The 26,008-nt window shown below is 45.8% G+C and carries 26 protein-coding genes; 20 read left to right on the top strand and 6 right to left on the bottom strand.

Translation table 11 applies throughout. The annotated features are described in order from the left end of the window. Positions 1-23: 23 nt before the first annotated feature. Genes flgH through L3V37_RS03235 form a run of 6 tightly spaced genes read left to right on the top strand, consistent with a single transcriptional unit; the run spans position 24 to position 5,719 of the window. Positions 24-695 carry a flagellar basal body L-ring protein FlgH gene (gene flgH / locus L3V37_RS03210; protein ID WP_017635111.1) on the top strand — a complete coding sequence of 224 codons (672 nt, stop codon included), beginning with the start codon at positions 24-26 and terminating at the stop codon, positions 693-695. Continuing rightward, positions 695-1,816 carry a flagellar basal body P-ring protein FlgI gene (locus L3V37_RS03215; RefSeq protein WP_237305827.1) on the top strand — a complete coding sequence of 374 codons (1,122 nt, stop codon included), beginning with the start codon at positions 695-697 and terminating at the stop codon, positions 1,814-1,816. The genes flgH and L3V37_RS03215 overlap by 1 nt, the downstream gene beginning before the upstream one ends. A 10-nt stretch (positions 1,817-1,826) precedes the next feature. Continuing rightward, a complete protein-coding gene (locus L3V37_RS03220) occupies positions 1,827-2,375 on the top strand; it encodes a rod-binding protein (RefSeq protein WP_237305828.1) in 549 nt (182 codons plus the stop codon). Then, positions 2,376-3,749 carry a flagellar hook-associated protein FlgK gene (gene flgK / locus L3V37_RS03225; protein WP_130546458.1) on the top strand — a complete coding sequence of 458 codons (1,374 nt, stop codon included), beginning with the start codon at positions 2,376-2,378 and terminating at the stop codon, positions 3,747-3,749. Between the two features lie 11 nt (positions 3,750-3,760). Then, positions 3,761-4,660, top strand: a complete 900-nt coding sequence (flgL, locus tag L3V37_RS03230) for a flagellar hook-associated protein FlgL (protein ID WP_138939755.1) — start codon at positions 3,761-3,763, stop codon at positions 4,658-4,660. Positions 4,661-4,678: 18 nt separating this feature from the next. After that, positions 4,679-5,719 (top strand): flagellin, encoded by a 1,041-nt coding sequence (locus L3V37_RS03235; RefSeq protein ID WP_237305829.1) that lies wholly within the window; start codon positions 4,679-4,681, stop codon positions 5,717-5,719. Between the two features lie 88 nt (positions 5,720-5,807). Here the strand turns inward: L3V37_RS03235 and L3V37_RS03240 are convergent, their stop codons facing one another. After that, on the bottom strand, positions 5,808-8,495 hold the full coding sequence (locus tag L3V37_RS03240) for a DUF2339 domain-containing protein (RefSeq protein WP_237305830.1): 2,688 nt from the start codon (positions 8,493-8,495) through the stop codon (positions 5,808-5,810). A gap of 416 nt (positions 8,496-8,911) precedes the next feature. On the opposite strand from L3V37_RS03240, the gene L3V37_RS03245 reads away from it, so the two are divergent. The 4 genes from L3V37_RS03245 to L3V37_RS03260 all read left to right on the top strand — a co-directional run bounded on the left by L3V37_RS03245 (position 8,912) and on the right by L3V37_RS03260 (position 13,078). After that, a complete protein-coding gene (locus L3V37_RS03245; RefSeq protein WP_130546454.1) occupies positions 8,912-10,711 on the top strand; it encodes a sodium:proton antiporter in 1,800 nt (599 codons plus the stop codon). Between the two features lie 238 nt (positions 10,712-10,949). Next, a complete protein-coding gene (gene fni, locus L3V37_RS03250) occupies positions 10,950-11,969 on the top strand; it encodes a type 2 isopentenyl-diphosphate Delta-isomerase (RefSeq protein WP_222133102.1) in 1,020 nt (339 codons plus the stop codon). A 194-nt stretch (positions 11,970-12,163) separates the two neighbouring features. Next, positions 12,164-12,427, top strand: coding sequence for a DUF3012 domain-containing protein (locus tag L3V37_RS03255; RefSeq protein WP_005373992.1), 264 nt, complete (start codon positions 12,164-12,166; stop codon positions 12,425-12,427). Between the two features lie 252 nt (positions 12,428-12,679). Further along, positions 12,680-13,078, top strand: coding sequence for a GFA family protein (locus tag L3V37_RS03260; protein WP_005388696.1), 399 nt, complete (start codon positions 12,680-12,682; stop codon positions 13,076-13,078). Positions 13,079-13,171: 93 nt separating this feature from the next. On the opposite strand, the gene L3V37_RS03265 is transcribed toward L3V37_RS03260, so the two are convergent. Then, on the bottom strand, positions 13,172-13,522 hold the full coding sequence (locus L3V37_RS03265; RefSeq protein WP_025768015.1) for a rhodanese-like domain-containing protein: 351 nt from the start codon (positions 13,520-13,522) through the stop codon (positions 13,172-13,174). 267 nt (positions 13,523-13,789) lie between these two features. Here L3V37_RS03265 and L3V37_RS03270 point away from each other — a divergent pair, with 267 nt between their 5' ends. From L3V37_RS03270 to L3V37_RS03280, 3 genes are all read left to right on the top strand, one after another. Further along, on the top strand, positions 13,790-14,080 hold the full coding sequence (locus tag L3V37_RS03270; RefSeq protein WP_005373989.1) for a co-chaperone GroES: 291 nt from the start codon (positions 13,790-13,792) through the stop codon (positions 14,078-14,080). 33 nt (positions 14,081-14,113) lie between these two features. Then, positions 14,114-15,712, top strand: coding sequence for a chaperonin GroEL (groL, locus tag L3V37_RS03275; RefSeq protein ID WP_005388702.1), 1,599 nt, complete (start codon positions 14,114-14,116; stop codon positions 15,710-15,712). A gap of 105 nt (positions 15,713-15,817) precedes the next feature. Beyond that, complete coding sequence (locus L3V37_RS03280; protein ID WP_005373984.1) at positions 15,818-16,027, top strand: hypothetical protein; 210 nt, start codon at positions 15,818-15,820, stop codon at positions 16,025-16,027. 131 nt (positions 16,028-16,158) lie between these two features. Here L3V37_RS03280 and L3V37_RS03285 read toward each other — a convergent pair whose 3' ends face one another. Then, positions 16,159-16,770 (bottom strand): LysE family translocator, encoded by a 612-nt coding sequence (locus tag L3V37_RS03285; RefSeq protein WP_237305831.1) that lies wholly within the window; start codon positions 16,768-16,770, stop codon positions 16,159-16,161. A 109-nt stretch (positions 16,771-16,879) separates the two neighbouring features. Between L3V37_RS03285 and L3V37_RS03290 the strand changes: the two genes are divergently transcribed. Both L3V37_RS03290 and L3V37_RS03295 read left to right on the top strand, forming a co-directional pair. Beyond that, positions 16,880-17,770: a LysR family transcriptional regulator gene (locus L3V37_RS03290; protein ID WP_005388706.1), complete on the top strand. Its 891-nt coding sequence runs from the start codon at positions 16,880-16,882 to the stop codon at positions 17,768-17,770. A 59-nt stretch (positions 17,771-17,829) separates the two neighbouring features. Then, entirely contained in the window at positions 17,830-18,201 is a 372-nt protein-coding gene (locus L3V37_RS03295; RefSeq protein ID WP_005373979.1) for a VOC family protein, read from the top strand. Positions 18,202-18,299: 98 nt separating this feature from the next. Here the strand turns inward: L3V37_RS03295 and L3V37_RS03300 are convergent, their stop codons facing one another. Beyond that, positions 18,300-18,521, bottom strand: coding sequence for a hypothetical protein (locus tag L3V37_RS03300; RefSeq protein ID WP_017635120.1), 222 nt, complete (start codon positions 18,519-18,521; stop codon positions 18,300-18,302). A gap of 122 nt (positions 18,522-18,643) precedes the next feature. On the opposite strand from L3V37_RS03300, the gene L3V37_RS03305 reads away from it, so the two are divergent. Beyond that, complete coding sequence (locus L3V37_RS03305; protein ID WP_005373975.1) at positions 18,644-19,171, top strand: TetR/AcrR family transcriptional regulator; 528 nt, start codon at positions 18,644-18,646, stop codon at positions 19,169-19,171. Between the two features lie 44 nt (positions 19,172-19,215). Here the strand turns inward: L3V37_RS03305 and L3V37_RS03310 are convergent, their stop codons facing one another. Then, positions 19,216-20,166 (bottom strand): helix-turn-helix domain-containing protein, encoded by a 951-nt coding sequence (locus L3V37_RS03310; RefSeq protein ID WP_237305832.1) that lies wholly within the window; start codon positions 20,164-20,166, stop codon positions 19,216-19,218. A 184-nt stretch (positions 20,167-20,350) separates the two neighbouring features. On the opposite strand from L3V37_RS03310, the gene L3V37_RS03315 reads away from it, so the two are divergent. The 4 genes from L3V37_RS03315 to L3V37_RS03330 all read left to right on the top strand — a co-directional run bounded on the left by L3V37_RS03315 (position 20,351) and on the right by L3V37_RS03330 (position 25,298). Beyond that, positions 20,351-21,763, top strand: coding sequence for an ethanolamine ammonia-lyase subunit EutB (locus L3V37_RS03315; RefSeq protein WP_237305833.1), 1,413 nt, complete (start codon positions 20,351-20,353; stop codon positions 21,761-21,763). Next, the gene (eutC, locus tag L3V37_RS03320) at positions 21,756-22,640 is read left to right on the top strand and encodes an ethanolamine ammonia-lyase subunit EutC (protein WP_237305834.1); all 885 of its coding nucleotides are present in this window, start codon (positions 21,756-21,758) and stop codon (positions 22,638-22,640) included. The genes L3V37_RS03315 and eutC overlap by 8 nt, the downstream gene beginning before the upstream one ends. Before the next feature lie 11 nt (positions 22,641-22,651). Further along, entirely contained in the window at positions 22,652-24,055 is a 1,404-nt protein-coding gene (eat, locus tag L3V37_RS03325; RefSeq protein WP_005373969.1) for an ethanolamine permease, read from the top strand. A gap of 187 nt (positions 24,056-24,242) precedes the next feature. Further along, complete coding sequence (locus tag L3V37_RS03330) at positions 24,243-25,298, top strand: nitronate monooxygenase family protein (protein ID WP_237305835.1); 1,056 nt, start codon at positions 24,243-24,245, stop codon at positions 25,296-25,298. A 38-nt stretch (positions 25,299-25,336) separates the two neighbouring features. Here L3V37_RS03330 and L3V37_RS03335 read toward each other — a convergent pair whose 3' ends face one another. Next, positions 25,337-25,816 carry a peptide-methionine (S)-S-oxide reductase gene (locus L3V37_RS03335; protein ID WP_054701515.1) on the bottom strand — a complete coding sequence of 160 codons (480 nt, stop codon included), beginning with the start codon at positions 25,814-25,816 and terminating at the stop codon, positions 25,337-25,339. Between the last annotated feature and the right edge of the window lie 192 nt (positions 25,817-26,008).

Here is a 26,008-nt window from a genome sequence, read left to right on the forward strand (position 1 = left end):
TGGTGATGATGAAGGAAAAAGCAATGAAATGGCTTTCTAAGAGTTGGGCAGTAGCCGCCGTGTTGCTGGTGGGATGTGCTGGCCGTCAGGAATTTATTCCGCCTGAGCCGAATGCTGAGGAATATGCACCACCAACGCTCGATTACACGCTGCCGGAAACCCAATCTGGTAGCCTTTATCGTCACCAATACACGATGACCCTGTTTCAGGATCGTCGTGCTTACCGAGTTGGCGATGTATTAACGGTTCAACTATCAGAAGAAACCTCATCGAGTAAAAATGCGGGTACTAAGTTCGGTAAAAGTTCAGCAATTAACTTTGTGGCGCCGACCATAGGCACGAAAACTATCGATGAGTTAGGGGTTAGCGTGGATGGCAAACGTAACTTCGATGGCAGTGCATCAAGTTCACAAGGCAACAAGCTTCAAGGTGCCATTACGGTAACGGTACACGAAGTATTACCTAATGGCGTATTGCGTATCAGCGGTGAAAAATGGCTTCGTCTTAATCAAGGCGACGAGTTTATTCGTCTAACCGGTATCGTCCGTGTGGATGATATTAACCGCAGTAACCAAGTTTCTTCTCAACGAATTGCTGATGCAAGAATTACCTACGCAGGTCGCGGAGCCCTAGCTGACAGCAACGCAGCCGGGTGGCTAACTCAGTTCTTCAACAGCCCATGGGTACCTTTCTAATGAAGACAATGCAATCTTTCTTTATGTCTCTCCTATTGGTGTTGAGCTTGGGACTACCAGGCACTTCACGTGCTGAAGCGGAAATTCCGATCATGGACTTGGTCGATGTTCGCGGCATTCGAGAAAACCAACTGGTTGGTTATGGTTTGGTGGTTGGCTTAGCCGGCCAAGGTGACCGAAACCAAGTGAAATTTACCTCTCAATCTATTACCAACATGCTACGTCAGTTTGGGGTTCAAATTGATGACAGTATGAACCCTAAGCTACGAAATGTGGCTTCTGTGAGTGTGACAGCGTCCGTTGATCCAATGGCAGGCCCAGGACAAACGTTGGATGTGGTTGTGTCTTCAATCGGTGATGCAAAGAGCCTTCGCGGTGGTACGTTATTGCTAACGCCTTTACGTGGTATTGATGGCGAAGTGTACGCGATTGCGCAAGGCAACGTGGTTGTGGGGGGCTTATCTGCAGAGGGGCGAAGTGGCTCCAAAGTAGAAGTGAACACACCAACGGCGGGTCGCGTTCCGAATGGTGCGACTTTAGAGAGAGAAATCAAAACCGATTTCAACCAACGTGATGAAATCACCCTAAACCTGCGCAAGCCTAGCTTCACTACAGCAAAAAATATTGCGCGTGAAATTAACAACACTTTTGGACCTAACGTTGCAGTTGCGATCAATAAAGCGCGCATTGATATGCGTGCACCAAAAGATACACAGCAGCGTGTCGTCATGATGTCGATGCTTGAAGAAATGAGCGTTGTTGAAGGCCGTAAACCTGCTCGTATTGTCTTTAACTCTCGCACTGGCACCGTGGTGATCGGTAAGAGTGTCAAAGTGAGTGAAGCAGCAGTAAGTCACGGTAACTTAACCGTGCGAATTTCTGAATCACAACAAGTTAGTCAGCCTAATGCGTTTGCAAATGGCGATACGAAAGTCGTTAACCAAACGGATCTTGATGTGAATGAAGATCTCGCTCAGATGGTGATTTGGCCTCCAGGCACGGAACTTAACACCATAGTTAATGCGGTAAATAGTTTAGGTGCCACGCCTACAGACTTGATGTCTATCCTGCAAGCTTTGAGTGAAGCGGGTGCATTGAACGCTGAATTGGTCGTGATATAAGGAGTTAAGGATGAAGCTAGACAGTACCAATGAACAAACTCAGTTAAATTCGATGCTTTATCACGACAACAGTGCATTGGCTAACATCAAGCATAGTCGTGATCAAGAAGGCGCACTTGAAGTCGTCGCAGGTCAATTTGAGGCAATGTTCCTACAAATGGTGTTACGCCAAATGCGTAGCAGTAGTGACGCTCTTGCTGATAAAGACAGCCCGTTTGCCAGTCAGCAACAAGGGGTATTCCGTGATATGTATGACGGTCAGCTGGCGATGGAACTAGCAAAGAAACAGGGCTCAGGCATTGCCAATATGCTCATCCAGCAGCTGAGCCCGTCTATGCGTGAGGTTGCTTTCGATGCTGCGCGCAACATCTCATCCGCTAACGATGGTAAAGGTTCGAATTCTGAATCTATCTCACAAGTAGATTCTAAAGAGGTGGAGAAGAATTCAAGCCTATTTAATACCGCTTCTCAAGCCGTCGCCTCTGTTAAACAGGTATTCGGTGAGGCCGGTATGACTACCGCGTTTTCTCAGCCGTTGATCAGAAAAATGGAGCTGTAAATGAACCTAGTTAATATTGCCCTTTCAGGTTTAGGCGCGAACCGTGTGGCCCTAGACGTAACCGCGCAAAACGTGGCAAACGTGAATACCGTGGGTTACAGTCGTCAACAAGCGTTGATGGCGTCTGTCGATGATGGTAAAGCCAATCGCTTAAGTCCAGGTTTAGGGGTAGAAGTCACTAGCATTCGCCGCGTTACTGATCAATTTCTGATTAAGCAAACGTGGTCGACTAACAGTATGGCGGCATACGCATCTGGATACACCAGTAACATGAGTCAGCTGGAGAATACGCTTGGTGCCGATGGTTTCAGTATATCGGCTGGCTTGGACTCGCTAAACGCTGCGCTTAACGATGCGACCGTTAAGCCGGAATCCATACCTTACCGCCAGCAGATCATTAACGAATCTGAAGCTTTGGCCCGCCGTTTTAATACGCTTACCGAGTCTTTATACAATCAACATAAAGACATGAGCGACCAACGTAATGCAGCGCTTAACCACGCGAATAGCCTTATGGAAAATATCGCGAAGGTGAACAAGCAACTGGTAGAGATGCAAGGTACAGGTGGTAACCCATCACAGTTAATGGATGAACGAGATAGGTTAATCGGTGAGTTATCTCAAACCATTGAAATCAAAACAACACAGCAGCATGACGGCAGTGTTCAGGTCACACTAACCTCTGGTCAACCGCTTGTGATGGGTACGGACCATGGCAAACTGGAAGCCATTCCTGACCCGAGTGATCCTTACTTAGCGGACTTACACGTCACGTTCTCGAATCAAAGTTTTGCGATTGGTGACTCGCTTGGTGGCAAATTAGGTGCGATTAATGACTATCAAACCGAAGTGTTGAAACCAAACCAACTGGCTCTGAATGACATGGCGAAAGCTCTCGCGGATGAATACAACGCCGTGCTTGCAACTGGCAAAGACTTAAATGGCAACCCAGGTAAACCTTTGTTCAGCTATGACCCAGCAAACCCTGCAGCCAGTTTGGATATCACTGAGTTAACTCCAAGTGAGCTTGCTTTTTCAAGTGATGGTACGCCAGGTAACGCAGATGCGTTGCAATCATTGATCGAGTTAAGCAACAAGCCAGTGGCGGTATCAGGTTACGGCTCAGTAAGCTTGAACGATGCCTTTAGTTCAATGGTGGGTCAAACCGCAATTAAAGCACGCCAAGCTAATGCTGATTATCAAGCGAAGTTAGCCATGAACAAGCAAGCGCACGCAGCTCGCGATAATGTTAGTTCCGTAAACAGCGATGAAGAAGCGGCTAACTTAATGACGTTTGCTAATGCGCACAACGCCAACATGAAAGTGATCAGCACAGCGAATCAGCTGTTCGATTCTGTATTGCAGTTATTTTAAAGGAAACCCAGATGCGAATCAGTGACAATCAATTTAGCCAAATGATGCTGCAAAGTCTGCAAGGTAACAATGCAGGTCTGGGGCACGTGCTACAACAAATGACGACAGGTGAGCGTCTAACTAAACTATCTGATGATCCAATGGCTTCGATCAAGTTGCTTAACTTAGACCGAGAAACCAGTGCGATTGCTCAGTACAAAAACAACATTGAAAACGTAAAAACGACGCTATCGAGTCAAGAAACCCATTTAGATTCGATCAAAGAAAGCTTAAAAAGCATGCGAGACATCGCGCTTTGGGGTGCGAACGGCTCTCTTACTGACGAAAGTCGTGGCGGTATGATTACAGAACTTAAGAGTTACCGTGACTCTATTGAGTCGTCTTTTAACGCGCAGGATGAAGAAGGGCACTACCTTTTCTCTGGTACTAAAACGGATACTGCGGCTGTAAGTAAAGCGAGCGGCAGCTACGTAATTGAAGGTAATAGTGACAAGCGCGTAGTAACAATTGCTAAAGGTGTCACGATGGATTCCAATATGACTGCAAAAGAAATATTGGACCTTGGGGGAGGCCATAACGTGCTTAACCAAATTGATGCGCTGATCAAAGAGTTTGAGAGCCCTACCGCCAACTTCAGAGCTGAAGTTGAGGCGAGTATCAGTGCTATCGACGATACTTTTTCAAACGTACTAGGGACCATGACTGAGATTGGTGGTCGACACAACAACTTAGATCTTGTTGGTGGCGCGCACAGTGAAAACAAGCTGTTCGTTGACAAAGTATCTGGAGACCTCTCTGCTCTGGACTATGGTGAAGCGTCGGTACGATTGAGTAATTACATGGCCGCTTTGCAAGCAACGCAAGCAAGCTATGTGAAGATCGATGGTTTGTCGCTGTTTGACCGTTTATAAGGTTAGGAAGTTCTTTTTATGGTAATGAGTACAGTAGAGGTTAGACCCCATAGCATACGCTTAGGTGGACAAGAACAAGCCTCTATCATGCCGACCCGTTCTGCAGACTCAAGTACGGCAATTAAACCGCGCCCGGCGCAAATTCAGGCTGACACTGCGTCAGCCTACTCTGTATCTGGTATTCAGCTTACACAGGGTCAGCAGCAAGCCACGGCGGTTCAGATCGCGTCCAAATCGCTGCAGGTGATTGGCAAAGAGCTCACGCAAATTAAACGTGGTTTGGCGCAAGCTATTAATCAAGGCGTACAAAATGTTCCTGGTTTGCAGGATACATTGGTTCGTTCTAAAGCCACCATCCAAAAAGTCGTTGAGCAAGCACGTTTCGATGGCCAGAAAGTCCTAAATAACGAACTGCACTTAAAACTGGATAAAGCGGATATTCGTCGCTTTTCTATTCCAGGTTTGAATGTTCATCGCTTAAGCGACAAGGCCGAGCAAATCCGTTTGGATTTTCCTCAAGGTCAAGCGGTGATGATTCAGTTTGATGGACAATCAGACGGTGAGCGAACGGTCAAAATGCTGGATCGCAGCTTGATTGCGTTAGGAATGCGAGCCTCATTAGCCGATGATGGCAGCATTTTATTTGAAGCCAGAGACAACGCTTATCAACAAATGCAGCAAAAGGTGATGGTAACGGGGGAAGGGCACCGATTCCCTGCGGGACAGCCTAACGTTTTGAACTTAAAGTCTGAGCCAGATGGTATTGCGGAGCTCGGGTTTGATCTAGGCTCACGCGACGGCATCAAGCAGACGATTGCCAAAGTAAATCAGCATCTGAAACAAGTTCAAACGAGCTTGCAAGAAGCGAAAGCTTTTCATGGTGAACTGAATACTCAAATGCGTTCTATCCAAACCAAAACCGCACAGCTTTCAGTCAATGAGGTGAATGCAAAACTGGATGGATTCATGCAAAAGTCTGGCGAGTTTACTTCGACTTTTCAGGCATTGAATGCGCAAGCAAACGTGCGTCGTCATACCGTGGTCGCTTTACTGAAGTAACGAACACTCCAATGATTCCCGGCTTTACACTGTTATCGTCCCCCAATAACGAAAACAGCGCACTGTCGGGAATCTCTCTTTGACTCGTCTAGGGCTCGAGTGCTTTTGCCACCGAACGATTCAATTTCTGGAATAGCCATCCAAGTGCTATCAAAGATGCACCTAAGCCTAAGAAGCTTATTGCTCGCCAGAACCCATCCAGAGAGCTCACATCCCATAAGAATACTTTCAGTGCGACACAGGCAAGGACCACTAGACCGACACGCTGCATCATCAGCCCCTGTTGGGTCACGCCGCGCCAAGTCAACAATCCACCTACGAGCAAGCCAGCCACTGAATAACTGAACAACTCTGCCATGCTGGTTGGCTGATACAGCATCATCGATGTGGTTTGCCAGAATTGACGGATAGACATCCCCAACCAAATGGCTGCAAGTAAAAAGCCTAGACTAGCAATCGCAAATCGATGAACTTGCAACGTATTCCAGCGTTTAAAGGTTGCGATAAGCAGGATGCAAGCTGGTAACAGCCAGCCGATACTCAGCATGTTAAAGATGGGAAGTGCTTGTGCAGAGACGTTATCAGTCACCAACGGCGATTCTGCCGTATTAAGCAAAATAATCAATATAGCGAACGCGCACCAAAGCAAGTAACTATAGATTTCGTAGATACGGCTTAAGCGTTGCGCAAATTGGCTGCGGTAGCTGTATACCAAACCCATAACTAATGCTTGATTGGCAAAGACTGCCGCACTTGTGAAGTCGATGTGCCCCAAGTAACCATATTGCCCCGTTAACCAGTAGTTAGTTTGGGTGAACAATGCCATTAAGAATACATGTAAAAACGCCCCTTCAAACCAGTTGGTCAGTTCTCGGTCCACTTGTTTTAGTGTTGAACGAGCATAAGACAAGATGAAGAGAGAAGGCAGATAACTCACCAGAACCCAAGCCCAATGCCCGGCTTCTACCGGTTGCCATTCGGGTATGAAAGGTAGCAGCGTGAGTCGGATAACCAGTATTCCCATTGCCACTTTAATCGCCCAACTCGCAGGTCGAAATAACCCGACTTGAGCCTGTAAGGCCATTATCGCAACTTGTATTGAGATTGCTGTTGTTAACCAAGTATCGCTCAACCAAACAAAAGCGATACCTACGATTAAAGCATGCATAACGGCAGAGCATTCTAATGCCAACGAACGTGCACGCTGACCAAGCACAACATAGTAAGTGGCCATCAATGCGCAGAATGCAGTCCAATACCACAGGTAGCCCTGCATAAATTCGTCAATATAAAACAACGTAATTAAGCTCATCGCGGGAGCCAGTACCAGCAGAAGCAGCCCACTGAGTTGCGAACGGTCACTAAGTGATTGGCAATATGTTCGATAGCCGATCAGCGCAATACTCGCGGCCAATGCGAATAGGATGCTAGCTTCTCGTTCTAACATATACAGCGCATCAAAAGCGATGGTAAGAACAATCTGCGCGGTTGCCGAGACGAGAATGGATGGCAAAAATACACGTAATGACCAGCCTGTACGAAGTGCTGGTAGCCAGATGATCGCAACAAGCAGCGTATAACAGTACGCCATTTGTAGAGTGTTCAGCTCCGGCATTCTGGTGACGGCAGAAAAGGTCAATAATACAATTGCGAGAGCGGTAGCGGTCGGCGAGTTTGTCCACTTGCTTTGATAGTGACGAAAGCGAGGATTGAGCATCCAACCCATTCTCGGAACCGCGAAAATGAGATACAAAGTGATGGAGAGATAAATCGCGAGCCACGAGAACAACCGTTCTGTTGGTACACTCTCAATCAACAGCAACATCCAAATGACATGTGGAATCGCGATACTTGGCGTAATCCATGCCCTACGCACTTTTTGCATCAATAAGGTCGCCGCGAACGAAATCGCGCAGATGTATCCGGCTAACAAGAAGTAGTTGGGTTCATTACCTCCAATCCACAGTGGTGCTGTGTAGCCACCAATTAAGCCAAGCACGGCCATTAACGGCCCTTGTCGCAATGATAATGCTAAACTGAAAAATGCCGCTGAAGCCAAGATGATCAACGAGATACTCGGCGTTAGCATTTGATAAACCACAAAGGCAAAAATGACGGTGCAGTAAATGCCCGTTAATCCCGTACCGGTAACGGCAGCAGGAACATACGTAAAGCCTTGGGCTCGTGCTGCCCGTTGCGGATTCTGTTGTTCTTTACGGTGAAACCACTCGCCAACAAGCACCATAAGTAATGAGATCACAAAGGCAAAGGACACTCGCATAAATGGCGAAAACTGGATGTGACTACCAATCACCTGTACGAGATAACCTCCACCGATCAGCATGGCCAATGCGCCTACCCAAACCAACCAATTTTCTTGAATGTTGCTAAGCAGGCTCTGAACTTTACTCTGAAGGAATGACTCATTTTCTTGACTAAAAACATCCAGTTGCACTTCTCTTGTCTGGGCGTACCCTTGATTCGCAGCGCTCTGGTCCAAGTCTAGGTTGGCAGCTGGATCATGTTCCCCAGAGGATGAGACATTTTTCTGTTGTGATTCTATGTGAGGTGACGTCGCTACAGATGGTGTGTCTTTTTCGATGCTGGATTGTTGGTGCACTTGTGGGCTTGAGCCCCCATGGACACTGGCTCGTAGTGATGTGACTTCCTCACGAAGTTTGGTTAGTTCTTTTTCTAAAAGTGCAGCTCGGTTGGCGGCTTTCACTCCGATGAGGATGGCGAGACACGCCATGAACAGTGCTAGTATTACGTACAATCCATTTCTCCTTGCGTACGTCGCGTGACACACGATTCTTAACTTTGAGCACTTACGCTAAAGCTTAGTTCATGCTCTATGCCTTAGCCTCATATAGTGCTAGGTTCCGCGCTTTCTTTAGAAATCATTCTACATAATGAAACTCAATGCGTAATGATGAATTCGACAAAGTCGCACACTTGTGTGCCACTTTAAAACCTGATGAACAAAAATGAGTCGTTAAGTCATTGGGGGTCAACTATATTCATAGTTCTGATGCGATCGCCAAATGACTTCAAACATGTGCGTTTCGTAGCGATGTCATCGAAGGTCAGTCGTTTGATTTGCACGTTCGGTTGTTTCTATTTGACCGTAAGGCTGAATGTATTCGGGTATAGCGCATTCACGCGAAAAAAGACAAAAACAGGTAATTATTGATGCAAGTGGGTAATGAAGCGCTGGTGCTGTCAGCGGTTGGGGTTATTGGTTTAGGTTGCCAATGGTTAGCTTGGCGATTGCGTTTGCCAGCGATTTTATTTTTGTTGTTGGCAGGGCTGATCGTCGGGCCATTTATGCAGTGGTTAAACCCTGATGAGATATTAGGTAATTTGCTCTTTCCGTTGGTCTCTTTAGCGGTGGCAGTGATTTTATTTGAAGGCAGTTTGACCTTAAATTTTAAAGAAATTCGTGGCGTGAGTGGTTCGGTATGGAGCATTGTTTCCATCGGGGCGATCATTTCGTGGGCAGCGACCAGTATCGCAACACACTATTTCCTCGGCTTTACTTGGGAGCTTGCCATGTTGTTCGGCAGCTTAACCGTAGTAACAGGGCCGACGGTCATCGTGCCACTTCTACGAACCGTAAGACCTAACAGTACGCTTGCTAACATTTTGCGATGGGAAGGGATTTTGATTGACCCGCTCGGTGCGCTTTTTGTTGTGATGGTTTACGAGTTTATCGTATCTCACAGTGCGATAAATAGCGTCGAAGTGTTTGGGACGATCATTGCTGTCGGTGTCATGCTAGGTGCGGCCTCAGGCTATGCAGTTGCGACGATCATGCGTCGTTCTTGGCTACCGGAATATTTGCAGCCATTTGCGGTTTTGATGGTGGTTCTAGGTGTATTTTCGGTCTCTAACCACATTGAGTCTGAAGCTGGGTTACTAACCGTCACCGTAATGGGTATGTGGCTCGCAAACGCTAAAGACATCAATATTCAGCAAATTCTGCATTTTAAAGAGCATTTAACCATTTTACTGATCACCGGATTGTTCATCTTCCTTGCGGCTCGAATCAGTCTGGATGATTTTGCTGCGCTAGGTAGCGGTGCGTTATTGTTGTTTGTATTTATGCAGTTAGTGTCGCGTCCGTTATCGATTTTTCTTTCAACCTTCCGCAGCAACTTGCGTCTCAAAGATAAGCTGTTTTTGTCTTGGGTTGCACCGCGCGGTATTGTTGCTGCTTCGATTTCGTCTCTTTTCGCGATCAAATTGACTGAATACGGCATTGATGAAGCGATTTTACTGGTCCCTATGACCTTCATGGTGATTATAGGAACGGTCGTGTTACAAAGTGCGACGGCACGTCCTGTAGCGCTGACGTTGGGCGTCGCAGAGCCAGCACCACGCGGCTTCTTGTTGATTGGTGCTAACCGAGTAGCAAGAGAAATAGGGCAGGCGTTGTCGCGTTATGACCGTCGCGTATTAATGACTGACTCAAACTGGGAGTACATCAGTCAGGTTCGTATGTTGGGACTGGATTACTATTACGGCAACCCTATTTCTAGTCACGCGGACGACAACTTGAACTTGATAGGAATAGGTCAAGTGGTTGCATTAACGCCCGATCAGCATTTCAACATTATGGCTTGCATGCAATTCGTCGACGAGTTTGGGGAAGATAAAGTTCACTGCTTACAAAAAGTGAAAACCAACGGCAATGGCAGCGAGAAGCACTCCGTGGCTCAGGAGTACCATGGTAAATTGCTGATGGGCGGCAATGTAAGCTATACCCAGCTAGCCAGTATGTTAAGTCGTGGTGCAGAGGTTAAACACACGAAATTGAGCGATAACTTCACGTATCAAGATTATTTAGCGCATCACAAAGGTAGTTCAGTTGTACCGCTGTTCCATGTAGAAGAAAAAGGAAAAATTCAATTCTGTGATGATCCCGAACAGTTTGAACCAACGACGACAAGCACTGTTGTATCGCTAATTCTGTCGGACAGCGTAAAGTAAACTACAGAGCAATGTGATCCATTTTCATCATGGGTATCGTACGCTGATTATCTCAATTTGAAGAGAAACTTGCCGGCTTGTTTAAAACGGAAAGCGAGTTTCTTTTCTTATAATGTCAGGGGCAGTCGAGATTCATTACTCGTTTCGGAAAAGTAATCCGGCAAATTCACAAAATTCGCATTGACGTTACTGATAAGGATCGCAATACTGCGCGACTGTTTTACTTTAGGGTGACATTATGGCTCCGCAAACTAACCGAAAAGATTTACACCTAGATGCTGTTTTACATCATGATATGAGCATGAAGCATAAAACGGCGGGTTTTGAGTCTGTCGAGTTTGAACACTGTGCGCTGCCAGAATGTGACTTTCACGCGATCGATTTATCGACAGAGTTTCTTGGTCATCAATTAGCGCTACCGTTTTTGATTAGCTCGATGACTGGCGGAGCAAAAGACGCAGAAACGATCAATTGTCGTCTAGCTGAAGCAGCAAGTGAATTAGGTATTGCCATGGGTGTGGGCTCGCAACGGATTAGCTTAGAAGAAAGTCAGCATTCGGGCTTGGGTAAAACCATTCGTGAGTTGGCGAAAGAAGTACCGTTGTATTCCAATCTTGGAGCCGCTCAATTGCTCGATAAAGGTAAACTCGATAATGCGCAACGTGCGGTTGAGGCGATTCAAGCCGATGCCTTGTTTGTGCACGTTAATCCAATGCAGGAAGCGTTTCAGAAAAATGGCGACCACAATTGGGTTGGTGTTTTCCAGGCAATTGAGATGCTTAAATCTCGCGTGAAGGTTCCTATCATTATCAAAGAAGTCGGTTTTGGTATTAGCGGACACATTGCGCAGCGATTAATTGATGCTGGTGTGGATGCAATTGACGTTGCGGGCGCGGGTGGCACAAGCTGGAGTGCGGTTGAAGGGTATTGCCAAGACAATCCGAAAATGCAGCGTGCAGCCGAGCTTTTCCGCGATTGGGGTGTCCCTACAGCAACATGTTTGGCTCAAATCCGCGCACTGCATCCTACATTACCCTTGATCGCCTCGGGAGGTGTTCATAACGGACTTGAAGCGGCGAAAGCCATTCATTTGGGTGCTAATCTCATTGGGCAAGCTGGTGCGGTATTAAAAGCTGCGACGATCAGCACGCAGTCTGTCGTCGATCACTTTGAACAAATGGCATTAGAGCTGCGTTTAGCGTGCTTTGGTACTGGCTCTTTTAAGGTTGGTGAGCTAACAAAAGCGCGCTGCCTATAGCTTTTAGAATGGCGCGCTTTACACAGAGTCGCTCAATAATTTTTCGGTGTCTTAACACGTAGACTGATAATTTCGTTATAGTTGATACAAAAGTCACTTCAGCTAGTGACGCCTTTATTCAGACACTTGAATGGGCATGTGTTGAAGAGATTGAGTTTAATTTTACTATTGTTTGCAACTGGAACCTTAAATTTATGAAAAAACTAGTCATGCTGATGTTGGCGGCTTCTGCTTTGACCGCTTGTAGTGATGAAGTGGGCACTGAAGGCTGGTGTAACGACATGCGCGATAAGCCAAAAACAGAATGGACAGCAGACAACGCGGTAGACTTTGCAAAGCATTGTGTTCTGCAAGATGGTGTCGGCAGCGAGCAATGGTGTGAAAACCTGAAAGATAAGCCGAAAGGTGACTGGACTGCAAACGAAGCGACCAGCTTTACTAAACACTGCATTTTTTAAGCACAGCGGAAAGCGCCTTTTCTGAGGCGACATTCTGTGAGGTAAACACCAAGCGTTATTGCTTGGTGTTTTTGTATCTAAAATAGCTCGATTTTTCACGTGTCGAGCGCACTTCCCTCTGAATGGAATGTTTTACATTTTCGTTTCATTTTTGAAAACCTGTATTGCCTGTCTTTAATTTTTCGTATTGCAGTGGCATGGTGTTGAGATAGCCATCTAATTCAATTAGATTCATAACAAAAAGGAATTCAAATGGAAGTACTAAAAGGCTCATGTCTGTGCGGCAAGGTAAAGTTGGAAGTGGCAGATGAATTCAAGTACATGGGAAATTGCCATTGCTCTGAATGCCGCAAGTTCACAGGTTCTGACTATTCATCTGCCGGTGGTATTGCGTTGGATAAACTGCTTATTATCCAAGGGAAAGAAGATATTCAAACTTATCAGAAAAGCGAAAATACCATGCTATGCTTTTGTCGCCACTGCGGATCAAGTCTGTATTCGAAAAAGAACAATGGGATCGTCAATATTCGCCTTGGTATCTTGGATGACACACCTTCTCACAAGCCTGATTTCCATATTTTTGTCGCGTCGAAAGCGCCGTGGCTCGAGATATCGGATAACCTGACTCAATTTGATGCAGGGCCAAAATAGAGTTGTTGTAGATAAGTATTTAGAAACAGAGCGCGTTACAATACGCTTGCGACGCGCTCTGTGCTTTTACTTTGTATATTAGAACGGAGACGACTATTTGGCGTCTTGTAGTTCTTCAAAGCCACCTGCATTGTGCAGATTCGTAAAGCCTTGCGATTGTAAGTATTGATACGCTTTGCCAGAGCGGTTACCACTGCGACAGTACAACACGATAGCTTGATCTTTATCGACGTCTTGAAAATGTTTATCAAGTTCAGATAAAGGGAAGTTGACGGCATTATCCAAATGCCCTTCAGAAAACTCTTGCGGCGTGCGCACATCGACAATCATCGCGCCCTCGTCAATCAATTGCCAACCTTGTTCAGCGCGTTCAGAAGCTGACACGTTGGGTGAGAGGAAGCCAACGCATAACGTTGCAAGAAATAGAGATACGGCCTTTTTCATTGTTTGATTATCCTTTTTAAGAGTACGTAACCACTCTAGATTTGATTGAGCACATTTTCCATCATAAAGAGATGCTAAGTGGTTGTGAATGCGATAATTCGATAGAAAATTTTATTTAATTTAATAAAAAATTTTTATCAAATTCACCTCTTGAACTCTAATTTTTCGACCTTATTATTTTCATCGAAAGCGAGCTGTCGACTCGCAAATCCATCTTGATGTTTATTTTGTCTTTTATTTTTGGTTCCAAGTAGGAGGCACTTAAAAATGAAAATTCGTCCTTTAAATGACAAGCTAATTGTTGAAAGACAAGAGGTGGAAAATAAATCTGAAGGGGGAATCGTTTTAACTTCTCAGTCGGTGAAAAAATCAAACCGCGGGAAAGTCATTGCTGTTGGTTTAGGTAAACGTCTTGAAAATGGCGAACGCGCTGCGATGGAAGTCAAAGTGGGCGACCAAATCATTTTCAATGACGGTTACGGCGTGAAAACCGAGAAAATTGACGGCGCAGAATACTTAATTCTGTCCGAATCTGATGTGTTAGCAATCGTTGAGTAATTATTTTTGTAGTAGTTTTTTGAGGAGATAACCATGGCTGCAAAAGACGTATTATTTGCTAATGACGCACGTCAAAAAATGCTGAAAGGTGTGAACTTACTGGCGGACGCAGTAAAAGTGACACTAGGCCCGAAAGGCCGCAACGTTGTGCTTGATAAATCTTACGGCGCGCCAACCATCACCAAAGATGGCGTGTCTGTAGCGAAAGAAATCGAACTGAAAGATAAGTTCGAAAACATGGGCGCACAAATGGTGAAACAAGTGGCGTCCAAAGCGAATGATGAAGCGGGGGACGGTACAACGACCGCTACCGTACTGGCGCAATCTTTCATCAATGAAGGTCTTAAAGCGGTAGCCTCTGGCATGAACCCAATGGACCTAAAACGTGGTATCGACAAAGCCACTGAAGCGGCGGTTGAGAAACTACGTGAAATGTCTAAGCCATGCAGCGACAAAGAATCTATCACCCAAGTGGGTAGCATTTCTGCAAACAGCGATCGCGCGATCGGTGAAATCATTGCAGAAGCGATGGAGAAAGTGGGTCGCAATGGCGTGATTACGGTTGAAGAAGGCCAAGGTCTAAACAACGAATTGTCTGTGGTTGAAGGTATGCAATTTGACCGCGGTTACTTGTCGCCATACTTCATCACTAACCAAGAAAATGGCAGCGTCGAGCTAGACAACCCTTACATCCTATTGGTGGACAAAAAAGTCAGCAGCATCCGCGAGCTATTGCCTGTACTAGAAGAAGTGGCGAAATCTTCTCGCTCGCTATTGATCATTGCTGAAGACATCGAAGGTGAAGCGCTAGCGACATTGGTTGTGAACAACATGCGCGGCATCGTGCGTGCGACCGCGGTGAAAGCGCCTGGCTTTGGTGACAACCGTAAAGCGATGATGGAAGACATTGCGGTACTAACTGCTGGTACGGTCATCTCTGAAGAAATCGGCCTAGAGCTCGAAAAAGCAACGTTAGAGCAACTAGGTAGTGCGAAGAAAGTGACCATCACCAAAGACACAACAACCATCGTGGGTGGTGCAGCAGAAGCAAGCGCGATTGCTGATCGTGTGGCTTCGATTGAAAAACAAATCGAAACAACCACCTCTCAATACGATAAAGACAAGCTTCAACAACGTGTTGCGAAGTTATCTGGCGGCGTAGCGGTGATCAAGATCGGCGCTGCAACCGAAGTTGAGATGAAAGAGAAGAAAGATCGCGTGGACGATGCGCTACACGCTACTCGCGCAGCGGTTGAAGAAGGTATTGTTGCTGGTGGTGGTGTTGCCCTAACTAAGATCGCGAAAGAATTGGCGGATCTAAAAGGCGACAATGATGACCAAAACGTGGGTATCCGAGTCGCGCTACGTGCAATGGAAGAGCCTCTTCGTCAAATCGCAACTAACGCAGGTGACGAAGCTTCTGTTGTGGCGAACGCTGTCAAAGCGGGTGATGCCGATTACGGTTACAACGCTGCAACAGGTGAATACGGCAACATGATCGAAATGGGTATCTTGGACCCTGCGAAAGTAACACGCTCAGCGCTTCAATTCGCTGCGTCTGTTGCTGGCTTGATGATCACCACTGAAGCGATGATCACCAACCACGTTGAAGACAAAGAACTTGATATCTAACGTCATCAATCGTTAGTGATTAAGTAAGCGTTAAAATAACAATAACATTGCAAAACCTAAGCGGGCTCGCTTGAGCCCGCTAATCAGTCATTTGAGGTAAGTGTTATGACCCGTTTACCTGCGTTTTCTTTCTCAATATCTGAGCCGGGCGGTAATGAAGCTTCGTCAACGTGGCCGACTGCTATTCACTTCCCCCTCGTTCCAGCTGGGCCAGAGTTTTCGATCGAAAATGCTCTGCCTAAACGTCCGACAGTGACGATATTCACTATCGATCTGTCTCAGTTATTTAAAGGGGACGCCCGGGTCATCCATTAACTGTATCGAAACAGCCAGCGTACGTTGGCTGTTTTTTTCTAATTTAAAGTATTGATAATGTAGATTTTTAATTGATTACTGCCACTTGTTCAATGATCAATTTGAATTGGGATAATCGGACCGCAAGCGTACTACACCTTTAAGCCCAGCATCGCGCCGAAAATGATCAATCCCGCCCCACATGCTTGATTGAGTCGATGCTTAATCTTCAACAAGAAAGCTTGTAGCTGGGATGACGTGAATAAAACAGCAACGATAGAAAACCAAATACCATGCAGCGCAATCATATAAATCCCGTAAAAAAAGGCGATGTGTTGCTGACTAGAGTCGGGAGAAATCACTTGGCTAAAAATACTCAGAAAAAACAGCATCGTCTTGGGATTGAGTAAATTACACAGAAGTCCCTGCATGAAAAATCGCCACATTGAATACTCGCTCTGTTGAACGGTTTCTGAGTTTGATGCAGGTTGCGAGGAGAATATTCCTTTAATCCCAAGGTAGACAAGATAAGCGGCCCCAAGATAGCGCACGAGATTAAACAACCATTCATTTTGTGAAATTAAGTAACTGATCCCCAGCATGGAGTAAGCGATGTGGATGCTGATCGCCATGCTGATACCAATCGCACTGTACACGCCTGCTTTTCGTCCTTGATTTAAGCTATTTCTTAATACCAAAACAAAGTCTGCGCCAGGGCTAATAACAATAAGCACACCTAATAACGCAAGAGTTACAAATTCCATATCGGTTTCCTGTTTGAATGATGAAGTCTGGGATGTAGCGGAATTGTAGGCGTCTTTATTACTGACTATAATCGAAAAATATTCCCATATTGGTGAGAAAAACTCACAGATGCGTCACCTGAAATCTTTTTATGTCTTCCACGTTGCGGCGAGTTCTTCAAGCTACACTGAAGCGGCTGACAAACTAAACATTACCCACGGAGCCGTGAGTAAGCAGATCAAGCAACTTGAGCAATATCTGTCTCAACCTTTGTTCTTCAAAGAGGGCAGGAAAGTCGTGTTGACGGCGGAAGGCGAATTACTCAAGACATACACAGAAACGGCATTCCAAACGCTAGAAACAGGCGTGAATACGCTTATTCAAGAGAAGCATCAGCATCTTGAAGTGTCTTGTGAGCCGACATTAACCATGCGCTGGTTGATGCCAAGGTTGGCCGCGTTTAATGATGAACACCGTGCTGATGTTCGTTTGTCGACGGCTGGTGGCCCGGTAACATTAGGATCAACTGGGCTTTCGATGGCGATTCGTCGAGACGATTTTGCGCAGCATCACGATTACGACAAAACCATTCTTGTGGAAGAGTGGGTGGGGCCGGTATTTTCTCCTGAGTATTGGCAATCCATTAAAGACAATTTGAAAGCAGCTCGATTGTTGAATAGCCAAACCAGACCGAATGCTTGGGCGGATTGGCAGCAATCAACGCGTTGTGAAACTTTCAACGGCAACACTCAGCAATCATTCGCGCATTTTTATTTTTGCATACAAGCCGCAGTGGATGGCTTAGGCGTCGCAATGGGATCGTATCCTTTTGTCATGGACGATATTAAGCGTGGTAATTTGGTCGCACCATTTGGGTTTTCTCCATCAAGTTGCAATTACGTTTTATTGAGTCAAGATAAAAAGCGTACAGAACTCGAACATAAATTTATCACGTGGTTACAAACGCAAATGGCAGAGTGTGTGCCACTGTCATCACAGCAGATTACGCAAGGCGAATAGAAGGCATAGAGCGAGATTACGTCAGTCAGTTTTATGGAAAAAGGCTTAGGAAATTGGAAATGGAAAACCTCAATATTGTTGAAATCAAATCATTTGTTCCGGCGAAAGATTACGCGCTATCAAAACGCTTTTATGAGGCGATTGGCTTTGAAATGGCATCGGACTTCGGTGATGTAGCATACTTCTCTCAAGGTAGCTGCGCGTTTCTTTTACAGAATTTTTATGAGCCAGAACACGGCAATAACTTCATGATGCACTTGCTCGTAGAAGACGCAGAAAGTTGGCATCAGCACTTATCCAAAGTGGGTCATGAGGAATTTGGTTCGCGTTTGACTGAGCTGGTCGAGCAACCTTGGGGCATGCGCGAATGTTGTTTGTTTGACCCTAGCGGCGTTTTATGGCGAATTGGTCAGAACATGAATACTGACTAACGCCAGTCTTATTTTCACCACATCTACGCGCAGGTATTGAGATCTCGATATCTGCGCGTTTTCTTTTTTACTTAGCCTTGCCAACGTTTGTAGCGCACTCACGCCTTTTTCGAGGTGGTGTGCGATGGGCTAACGCCAAAAAACTCCTCAAGCAGCATGGCTTTGAGTTCTGCTCTGACTTCTGCGCCACCGATTAACGCCAAAAGTGCGAGTCCTCCTGGAATAAGGATGACCATTAATATCGGTCTTAAAATATACGAAAAGCAGAAGATGGTCGGGAAGAAAATCAATCCTTGGCCTAGTTTGTTTAATACGTACATGAGCGATTCCTTTTGTTTTTACATAAAATGAGCATGCTCAATTTTATAAATGAGCGCGCTCAATTTGTCAATCTCAACCACGCAAGGTATGATCCTTTCAGGCTCATTAAGCAGACACATCAATGACGAAGCGACAACAAACCAGAGATAAAATTCTAAAAGCCGCATGGGCATCTTTTGCTCAAAATGGCTATGACATGACGACCACAAGGCAGATAGCGAGAGAAGCAGGAGTAGCCGATGGCACAGTGTTTAGCCATTTCCCGACTAAACTGTCGATTTTGCGCGAAGGGATGCTGGCGCAACTGCAACAGATCAGCCAAGAAACGCTAGTCAGTGTGGAAGGTAAAACCGATATCGACATTGGTTTGGCGCTGACGGAGAAATACTATCGCTACTATTTTGCGAACGTTGAGCTGAGCCGAGCTTTGTTGAAAGAGGTGATTTGGGATTTGGATTATTATCAGTCGTTTAACCAAGCTTTGTTTCAATCTGTAAACGGAAGCTCCGTCCTTGAGGGAAAAATACCGCTGATTTTTGACTGCTATTTTATGACGTTAATCTCGCACTTGAGCCGTGCAGAACCGGATGTTGAAGCGGCACTTGAAGAGCTTCATGCTAAGTTTCAGCAAATCATTGCGACTGCATAACATGGCCCCAACGCAGGATCTGAAAGAATATACTGCCTGTCATTTTATTTGCTGGGCTCCCATTTTCTCGTTTCAGTTGGCGTCTCACCAAATAGCCGCTTGTAGCTTTGACTGAACTGCCCGAGATGGAAAAAACCAAAGTCAAAAGCAATTTCTGCAATTGTTCGATTATCTTCAGGGCTTTGTAGCACTCTACGTACTTGATTCAGGCGCATTCGATGTATGAACTGCTTTGGGGAAGTATTACAGCAATGTTCAAAGGTGTACTGTAGTGTGCGACGACTGACGTGTACTGCGTCACACAGTTCACTGACGGTTATTGGTGTACGGTAGTCTAGATCCTGTAGCTGTTGTTTTATACGCTGCATCACGTGTTGACGATGAGAGATTGATATCGGATGGCTCGTGTGCAGTGAACTGAGTGAGAACAACTCCAGCACAATGTCTTTTAAGATTGCTTGATGTGTGGTTTCAGACCATCTTGGCTCGGCGGAACCAAGTAACGTGCCTAAGTAGTATTTAAGTTGTTGAATGTGTTTTTCCGTCAAACCCGTTAAGTGAAATATGTTGTTCTGGATACTCCCAAGCTCAAGTTGATTTTCTATGATGTGAACGAAGTTTTTGTCGAGCACTATTCCATAGATAGAAAACTGCTCCGGTGTCATTAACTCAAAATCAGCGCCACCTTGCCTAAGCAAAAGCTGGCTTGAATTAAACTGACAGTGATTTAGGTGTAGCGGCTTATTTTCCGCACTCAAACCCAACCAAATACCTCCCTCTTCAACCCTGCATTGCTGTCTTAGCGAGCGGTTACTGTCTTCACGAAACACATGGAAATTGGGAAATCGTCGTTCTCGAATTTGACCTAAAAATCGACCATCGCTGAGTTGGTCATATTCCTGTTGCCAGTTTATCAGACTCGCAGCTTGTTGGTTTGCATCCTTAGTGTGATGGATGCACAGCATTGGTGCAGTTTGGGGCATTTGGTTACTCATCCTTGTGATGCTCATTCCTTTTTTGTGAGTCATGTTGGAGCAGTATTTACATAACTCATTGTTTATTATTGGTTTATAAATGTTGCCAGTTTTTGATAACGCTACGGAACACATTTGGCAATACTTTCTTAAAGCTTATTGATAGTTCAGCAAAAAGCGAACCAAATAGTGAAGAGGAAGAGCAATGACGGCAACTTATCGTCGGCAACAAGGAAGTAAAGTCTATACCTTTAAGTCATTAGCTGACTTGATGGCGAAAGCGACACCGGAGCGCTCAGGCGATGCGTTAGCCGGGGTTTGTGCTCAGTCAGCGGCAGAACGTGTAGTCGCACAAATGGCGCTGTCTGAGTTACCACTTAAAACGTTTCTTAACGAGGCGGTTATTCCATACGAAAGCGACGATATCACTCGCCTAATTATCGATACGCATGACCTTGAAGCCTTTAAGCCGATTGAGCACTTGACGGTCGGAGATTTTCGAAATTGGCTGCTGAGTGAAGAAGCCGATGGTGAAACGTTGGCTAAAATTCGTCAAGGTTTAACACCAGAAATGGTGGCCGCAGTCAGTAAGATTATGCGCAACCAGGATTTGATTCTCGTTGCTAAAAAATGCCAAGTTGTCACGGCTTTTCGGAATACGATTGGTTTGCCGAGTCGCCTGTCTACTCGCTTACAGCCGAATCATCCCACTGATTCTCTCAACGGTATCGCAGCGACCATTTTTGATGGTCTGATGTACGGAAATGGCGATGCGGTTATCGGTATCAATCCGGCAACAGATAATGTACCTCAAGCTATTAAGTTAATGAACTTAATGGATGAGGTGATTCAACACTATCAAATACCGACTCAGTCTTGTGTGTTAACTCATGTCACGAACACGATCGAAGCCATTGAAATGGGCGCACCAGTCGATCTCGTTTTTCAGTCGATAGGCGGCACGCAAGGGACGAATGATACCTTCGGAATCGACTTGTCGATTTTGAAAGAGGCCCATGAAGCCGCGTTGTCTTTGAATCGAGGTAGTGTAGGAAACAATGTGATGTATTTTGAAACCGGACAAGGTACAGCGCTGTCTGCGGATGCATTTCATGGGGTCGATCAGCAGACTTGTGAAGCCCGCGCTTATGCTGTCGCGAAACAGTTCGATCCTTTGTTGGTTAATACTGTCGTTGGGTTTATTGGCCCTGAGTATCTGTTTGATGGCAAACAGATCATTCGTGCTGGGCTTGAAGATCATTTCTGTGGGAAGTTGCTTGGTTTACCTATGGGTTGCGATATCTGTTACACCAATCATGCCTATGCCGATCAGAATGACATGGATAACTTGCTGACACTATTAGGTGTGGCCGAGTGCTCGTTCATCATGGGTATTCCAGGGTCTGATGACATCATGCTCAACTATCAAACTACCTCATTTCACGATGCCCTTTACGCAAGAAAAGTACTCGGTTTGAAGCCAGCACCAGAGTTTGAACAATGGTTAATGGAGATGCAGATTTTCGAGAGCGTGCAAGACGTTCGGTTAAGTGAGCAAATCTCTCGCTCGTTTTCGGGAGCAATTAACCAACTGAATAAGGGGTATTCTCATGGGTAAAGTAATCACCATTGCTCAGTCCCCACAAGATGAGTCTGAAGTTGTCACACATAACCCTTGGGGCAAGTTACGCGACTTCACCTCTGCTCGGATCGCTCTGGGTCGCAGCGGGAACAGTGTACCAACCAACGAGTTACTCTCATTTCAGCTGGATCACGCCCAAGCTATGGATGCAGTGCATTGCAGTTTGAATGTTGACTCTCTCGTTGCTGGTTTATCGGACTCTTACTCGATTCTTGAAAATACCTTAGAACCTCCAGTGGTAGTGAATAGTCAAGTGAGTGACCGGCTTATGTACCTGCAAAGGCCCGATTTAGGAAGGCTGCTTGATGAATTTTCTTGGCAAACGCTCAACTTGATAGCAAATGAGCATAACACTGACATTGATCTTGCGATTGTTATTGCTGATGGACTTTCTTCCGTCGCAATTCAAAACCATGCCGTGCCTGTTGTTACTCGATTGATTTCTCTTTTAAGCGCTGATGATGGACATCAATGGAAATTCGCACCTATCACAATCGTAAAGCAAGGAAGAGTAGCGGTAGGGGATGATGTTGGTGAATGTTTTAACGCCAAGGCCGTGCTGGTTTTAATTGGAGAGAGACCCGGTCTAACTTCTCCGGATAGCATGGGTATGTATCTCACTTGGGGGGCTAAACGAGGCTCTAAAGATTCCCAAAGAAACTGCATTTCCAATGTGCGTCCCCAGGGGCTCAACTATGACGATGCCTGTGAACGCGCATTTTACTTGCTCAAGGAGGCTCGAAAATTACAACTGTCAGGAGTGAACCTGAAAGATCGCTCCGATATCAATGAGCCAAGTGGCGCAAGCGTTGAAGATAAACACAGCGACAACTTTTTAATTTCATCAAAGTAGAAGGATTTACTATGTCTAAACATCAGGAGTACTTGGCCAAAAGGCAGCTAAAAAGAGGCACCGCAGGTTGGATTTTACTTGCTGGCTTAGGTGTCTCGTATGTTATATCTGGTGACTTCGCCGGTTGGAACTTTGGCATCGCTCAAGCAGGATGGGGAGGCTTTCTTATTGCTGCTATCGCGATGGCAGTAATGTATTTCACGCTAGTATTGTCTTTAGCTGAAATGTCTGCGGCTATTCCTGCTGCGGGTGGTGGTTACAGCTTCGCAAGACAGGCGATGGGGCCGACAGGTGGCTTTTTCACTGGCTTATCAGTTTTGATTGAATATGCGCTCGCGCCTGCTGCGATAGTGATTTTTATTGGCTCAGCAGTGAATGAATTGGTTGGTATCGATGGCCCTGTTGTTTACGCACTTTTCTACGCCGTCTTTATCGCTATTCATATGGCAGGGGTTGGCGAAGCTCTCAAAGTAATGATGGTCATCAGCGGTTTGGCTGTGCTAGCTATTCTCATTACTGCTGCTGTGCTTATTGGTCACTTTGACGTTAATAACTTATTCGATATTGCTCCGGCGACGGCTCAGGCAACAGAAATCTTACCGTTTGGGTGGTATGGCGTATGGGCTGCGTTGCCATTTGCAATGTGGTTGTTTCTTGCGGTTGAAGGTGTGCCTTTAGCGGCAGAGGAGGCAAAAAATCCGGCAAAAGATGTTCCCAAAGGCATCATTGGTGCGATGCTGTTTTTATTGCTAACCGCAACTCTCGTAGTCGTCCTTTTGGCTGGTGCGGTTGGCTCAAAGGTCATAGGCGATAGCGCGGTGCCATTAGTTGACGCCCTAAAGCTTACGGGCAATTCAACGGTAGCAATGGCCGTGAACTTACTTGGATTGGCTGGCCTTATCGCTTCTTTCTTTTCAATCATTTATGGTTACAGTCGCTTGGTGTTTGCGCTTTCCCGCGCGGGTTATTTACCGCAAACTTTGTCATTAACCAGTGACAAAAAAGTGCCTTCTCGTGCGCTTTTGGTTCCGGGCGTTTTTGGGTTCTTGGTTTCACTTACGGGTGAGGGGGACTTAATCTTGGCGATGGCTGTTGTCGGTGCGACTGTATCGTACGCATTAATGTCCTTGAGCCATATTTTATTGCGAATTAAACAGCCGGAATTAACTCGTCCATATAAAACGCCTGGTGGGATAATTACTTCGAGTATTTCTCTGGTGCTTTCTTTGATCGCAATGACAGGTGTTTATGCTTTTGATCCCTCAGCCTTTTTCATGACAATGGGATTGTTTCTTATCGGTGGTGTTTATTATGGGTTATACAGCCGCAACAAACTGGTGGCAGCAACCGCCGAGGAAGAGTTTGCCATGCTGTCTGTAGCAGAGCTAGAGCTTGAATCAGATGTCGTACGATAGTCACTTTGATTCTTGTTATTCAGCATATTAAGGGAGCCATAGGCTCCCTTTGTCATTTCTATCAAAAGTGCATAGCGCACAAATGCATCACTTTAACTTTATAAGCGGTTAATCATGTGAAAGTCTAGTCTGGATAACGATGGCGAAGATCCATCACAGGTAAAGGTTAAGTTTTCAAGGAAAGAGCATGATAAACAAGGTATTTAATACACTTTTGGGAACAGAGTTACCGATTATTCAAGCGCCAATGGCTGGTGTGCAAGACAGCCAAATGACCATAGCCGTCAGTAATGTTGGCGGGCTTGGCTCGTTACCTTGTGGAATGCTGAACAAAGACGCCATCGTAAAAGAACTTCAACTTATCAAGCAGGCAACTAACCGACCGTTTAACCTCAATTTCTTTTGCCATGAAATGCCGGAGTATGACGCCAACAAGCACGAAAAGTGGCAAAAAACGCTGCAACCGTATTTTTCCGAGGTTGATGCAACCGTTCAGGCTCAGCCAAACGCTCCGACAAGGATGCCTTTCAATCATGATATTGCTGACGCGATTGAACCATTTGCACCGCCAGTGATCAGTTTCCACTTTGGTTTGCCAGACGATGATCTGTTAGCTCGAATTAGAGGGTGGGGAGGGAAGATCCTTTCGTCAGCGACCACGGTGGACGAAGCACTTTGGCTAGAAGCAAAAGGCGTTGACGGTATTATCGCCCAAGGCTTGGAGGCTGGTGGACACCGAGGTATGTTTTTATCGGATGATTTAACTACTCAATTAAGTTTGATGGCGTTATTACCACAAATCGCCAAACGGGTGAATTTGCCTGTTATTGCTGCAGGCGGAATCGCTGATAGAAGAGGGGTGGAAGCCGCGTTGAGACTAGGAGCGAGTGCCGTTCAAGTTGGCAGCGCCTATTTGTTGTGTGATGAGGCGAAAACATCGTCTTTACATCGATATGCCATTGCCAGTGAACGCGCGCAACATACCGCTGTGACCAATGTTTTCTCGGGCCGACCAGCGAGAGGCATTGTGAATCGCGCGATGTCGGAGCTAGGCTACATCAGTGAGTTTGCGCCGAAATTCCCATACGCCTCCATTGAAATGGCTCAACTAAGAGCGCTTATGGAAAAGCAAAACCGAGATGAATTCACACCGTTGTGGTGCGGACAAAACTCGTCGGGTTGTAAGGAAATATCGGCGGCAGAAATGACATTGTCATTAGTGGAAGGCATAGATTTAAACTGATATGCATCTTGCCTTTTAAAGCGATGCTGACTGAATGGTTACGAGTTATCCCTGTATTTATGTAGTAAATCTAATGGGATGTGGCAGTAATCATTCGGAAAGTTTGTGAGTCTGTCTTGGTGCTCATCATCACTTGGCACATAATTTGTGAGTGGCAGTACTTCTACGGCGATCTTGTCGGCGTCCGGTCGTGCTGCGATAAACGCTTTCGCGATGGTGAGATGCTGTTCGTTTTGGCTATAAACACCAGTACGGTACTTCTCACCTACGTCTTCACCTTGCTTGTTAACGCTGTAAGGGTCGATTATCTCAAACAAATACCCCATTAAAGTTTCAACCGAAACTTGCTCAGGGTCGAACTGGGTTTTCACGCACTCTGCGTAGCCATCGTATTCGGATTGAGTGTTATCCGTTGTGCCATTTGCTCGCCCGGCTTCTGTGTTGATTACGCCCGGAAGGTGGCGCATAAATTCTTGCACGCCCCAAAGGCAGCCGCCTGCGAAGTAAATTTCTTCCATTACTTTTATCCTAGTCTCTATCGTTGTTGGGATGTAGGGAGTTAACCCCTCTTCTTCCATCCCATTTTCGTTGCCCTATTATCTGTTGATGGGAGCGATATTCGCAAGGTACAGCTTGGCTAATCAGACCACGCGTTTTTTCCTTTTTACTTTCAAGTTCTTTTCATATGAAACATCAGGTGAGTATACTGT

The sequence above is a fragment of the Vibrio sp. D54 genome (assembly GCF_021728075.1).
Lineage (GTDB): Bacteria > Pseudomonadota > Gammaproteobacteria > Enterobacterales > Vibrionaceae > Vibrio > Vibrio alginolyticus.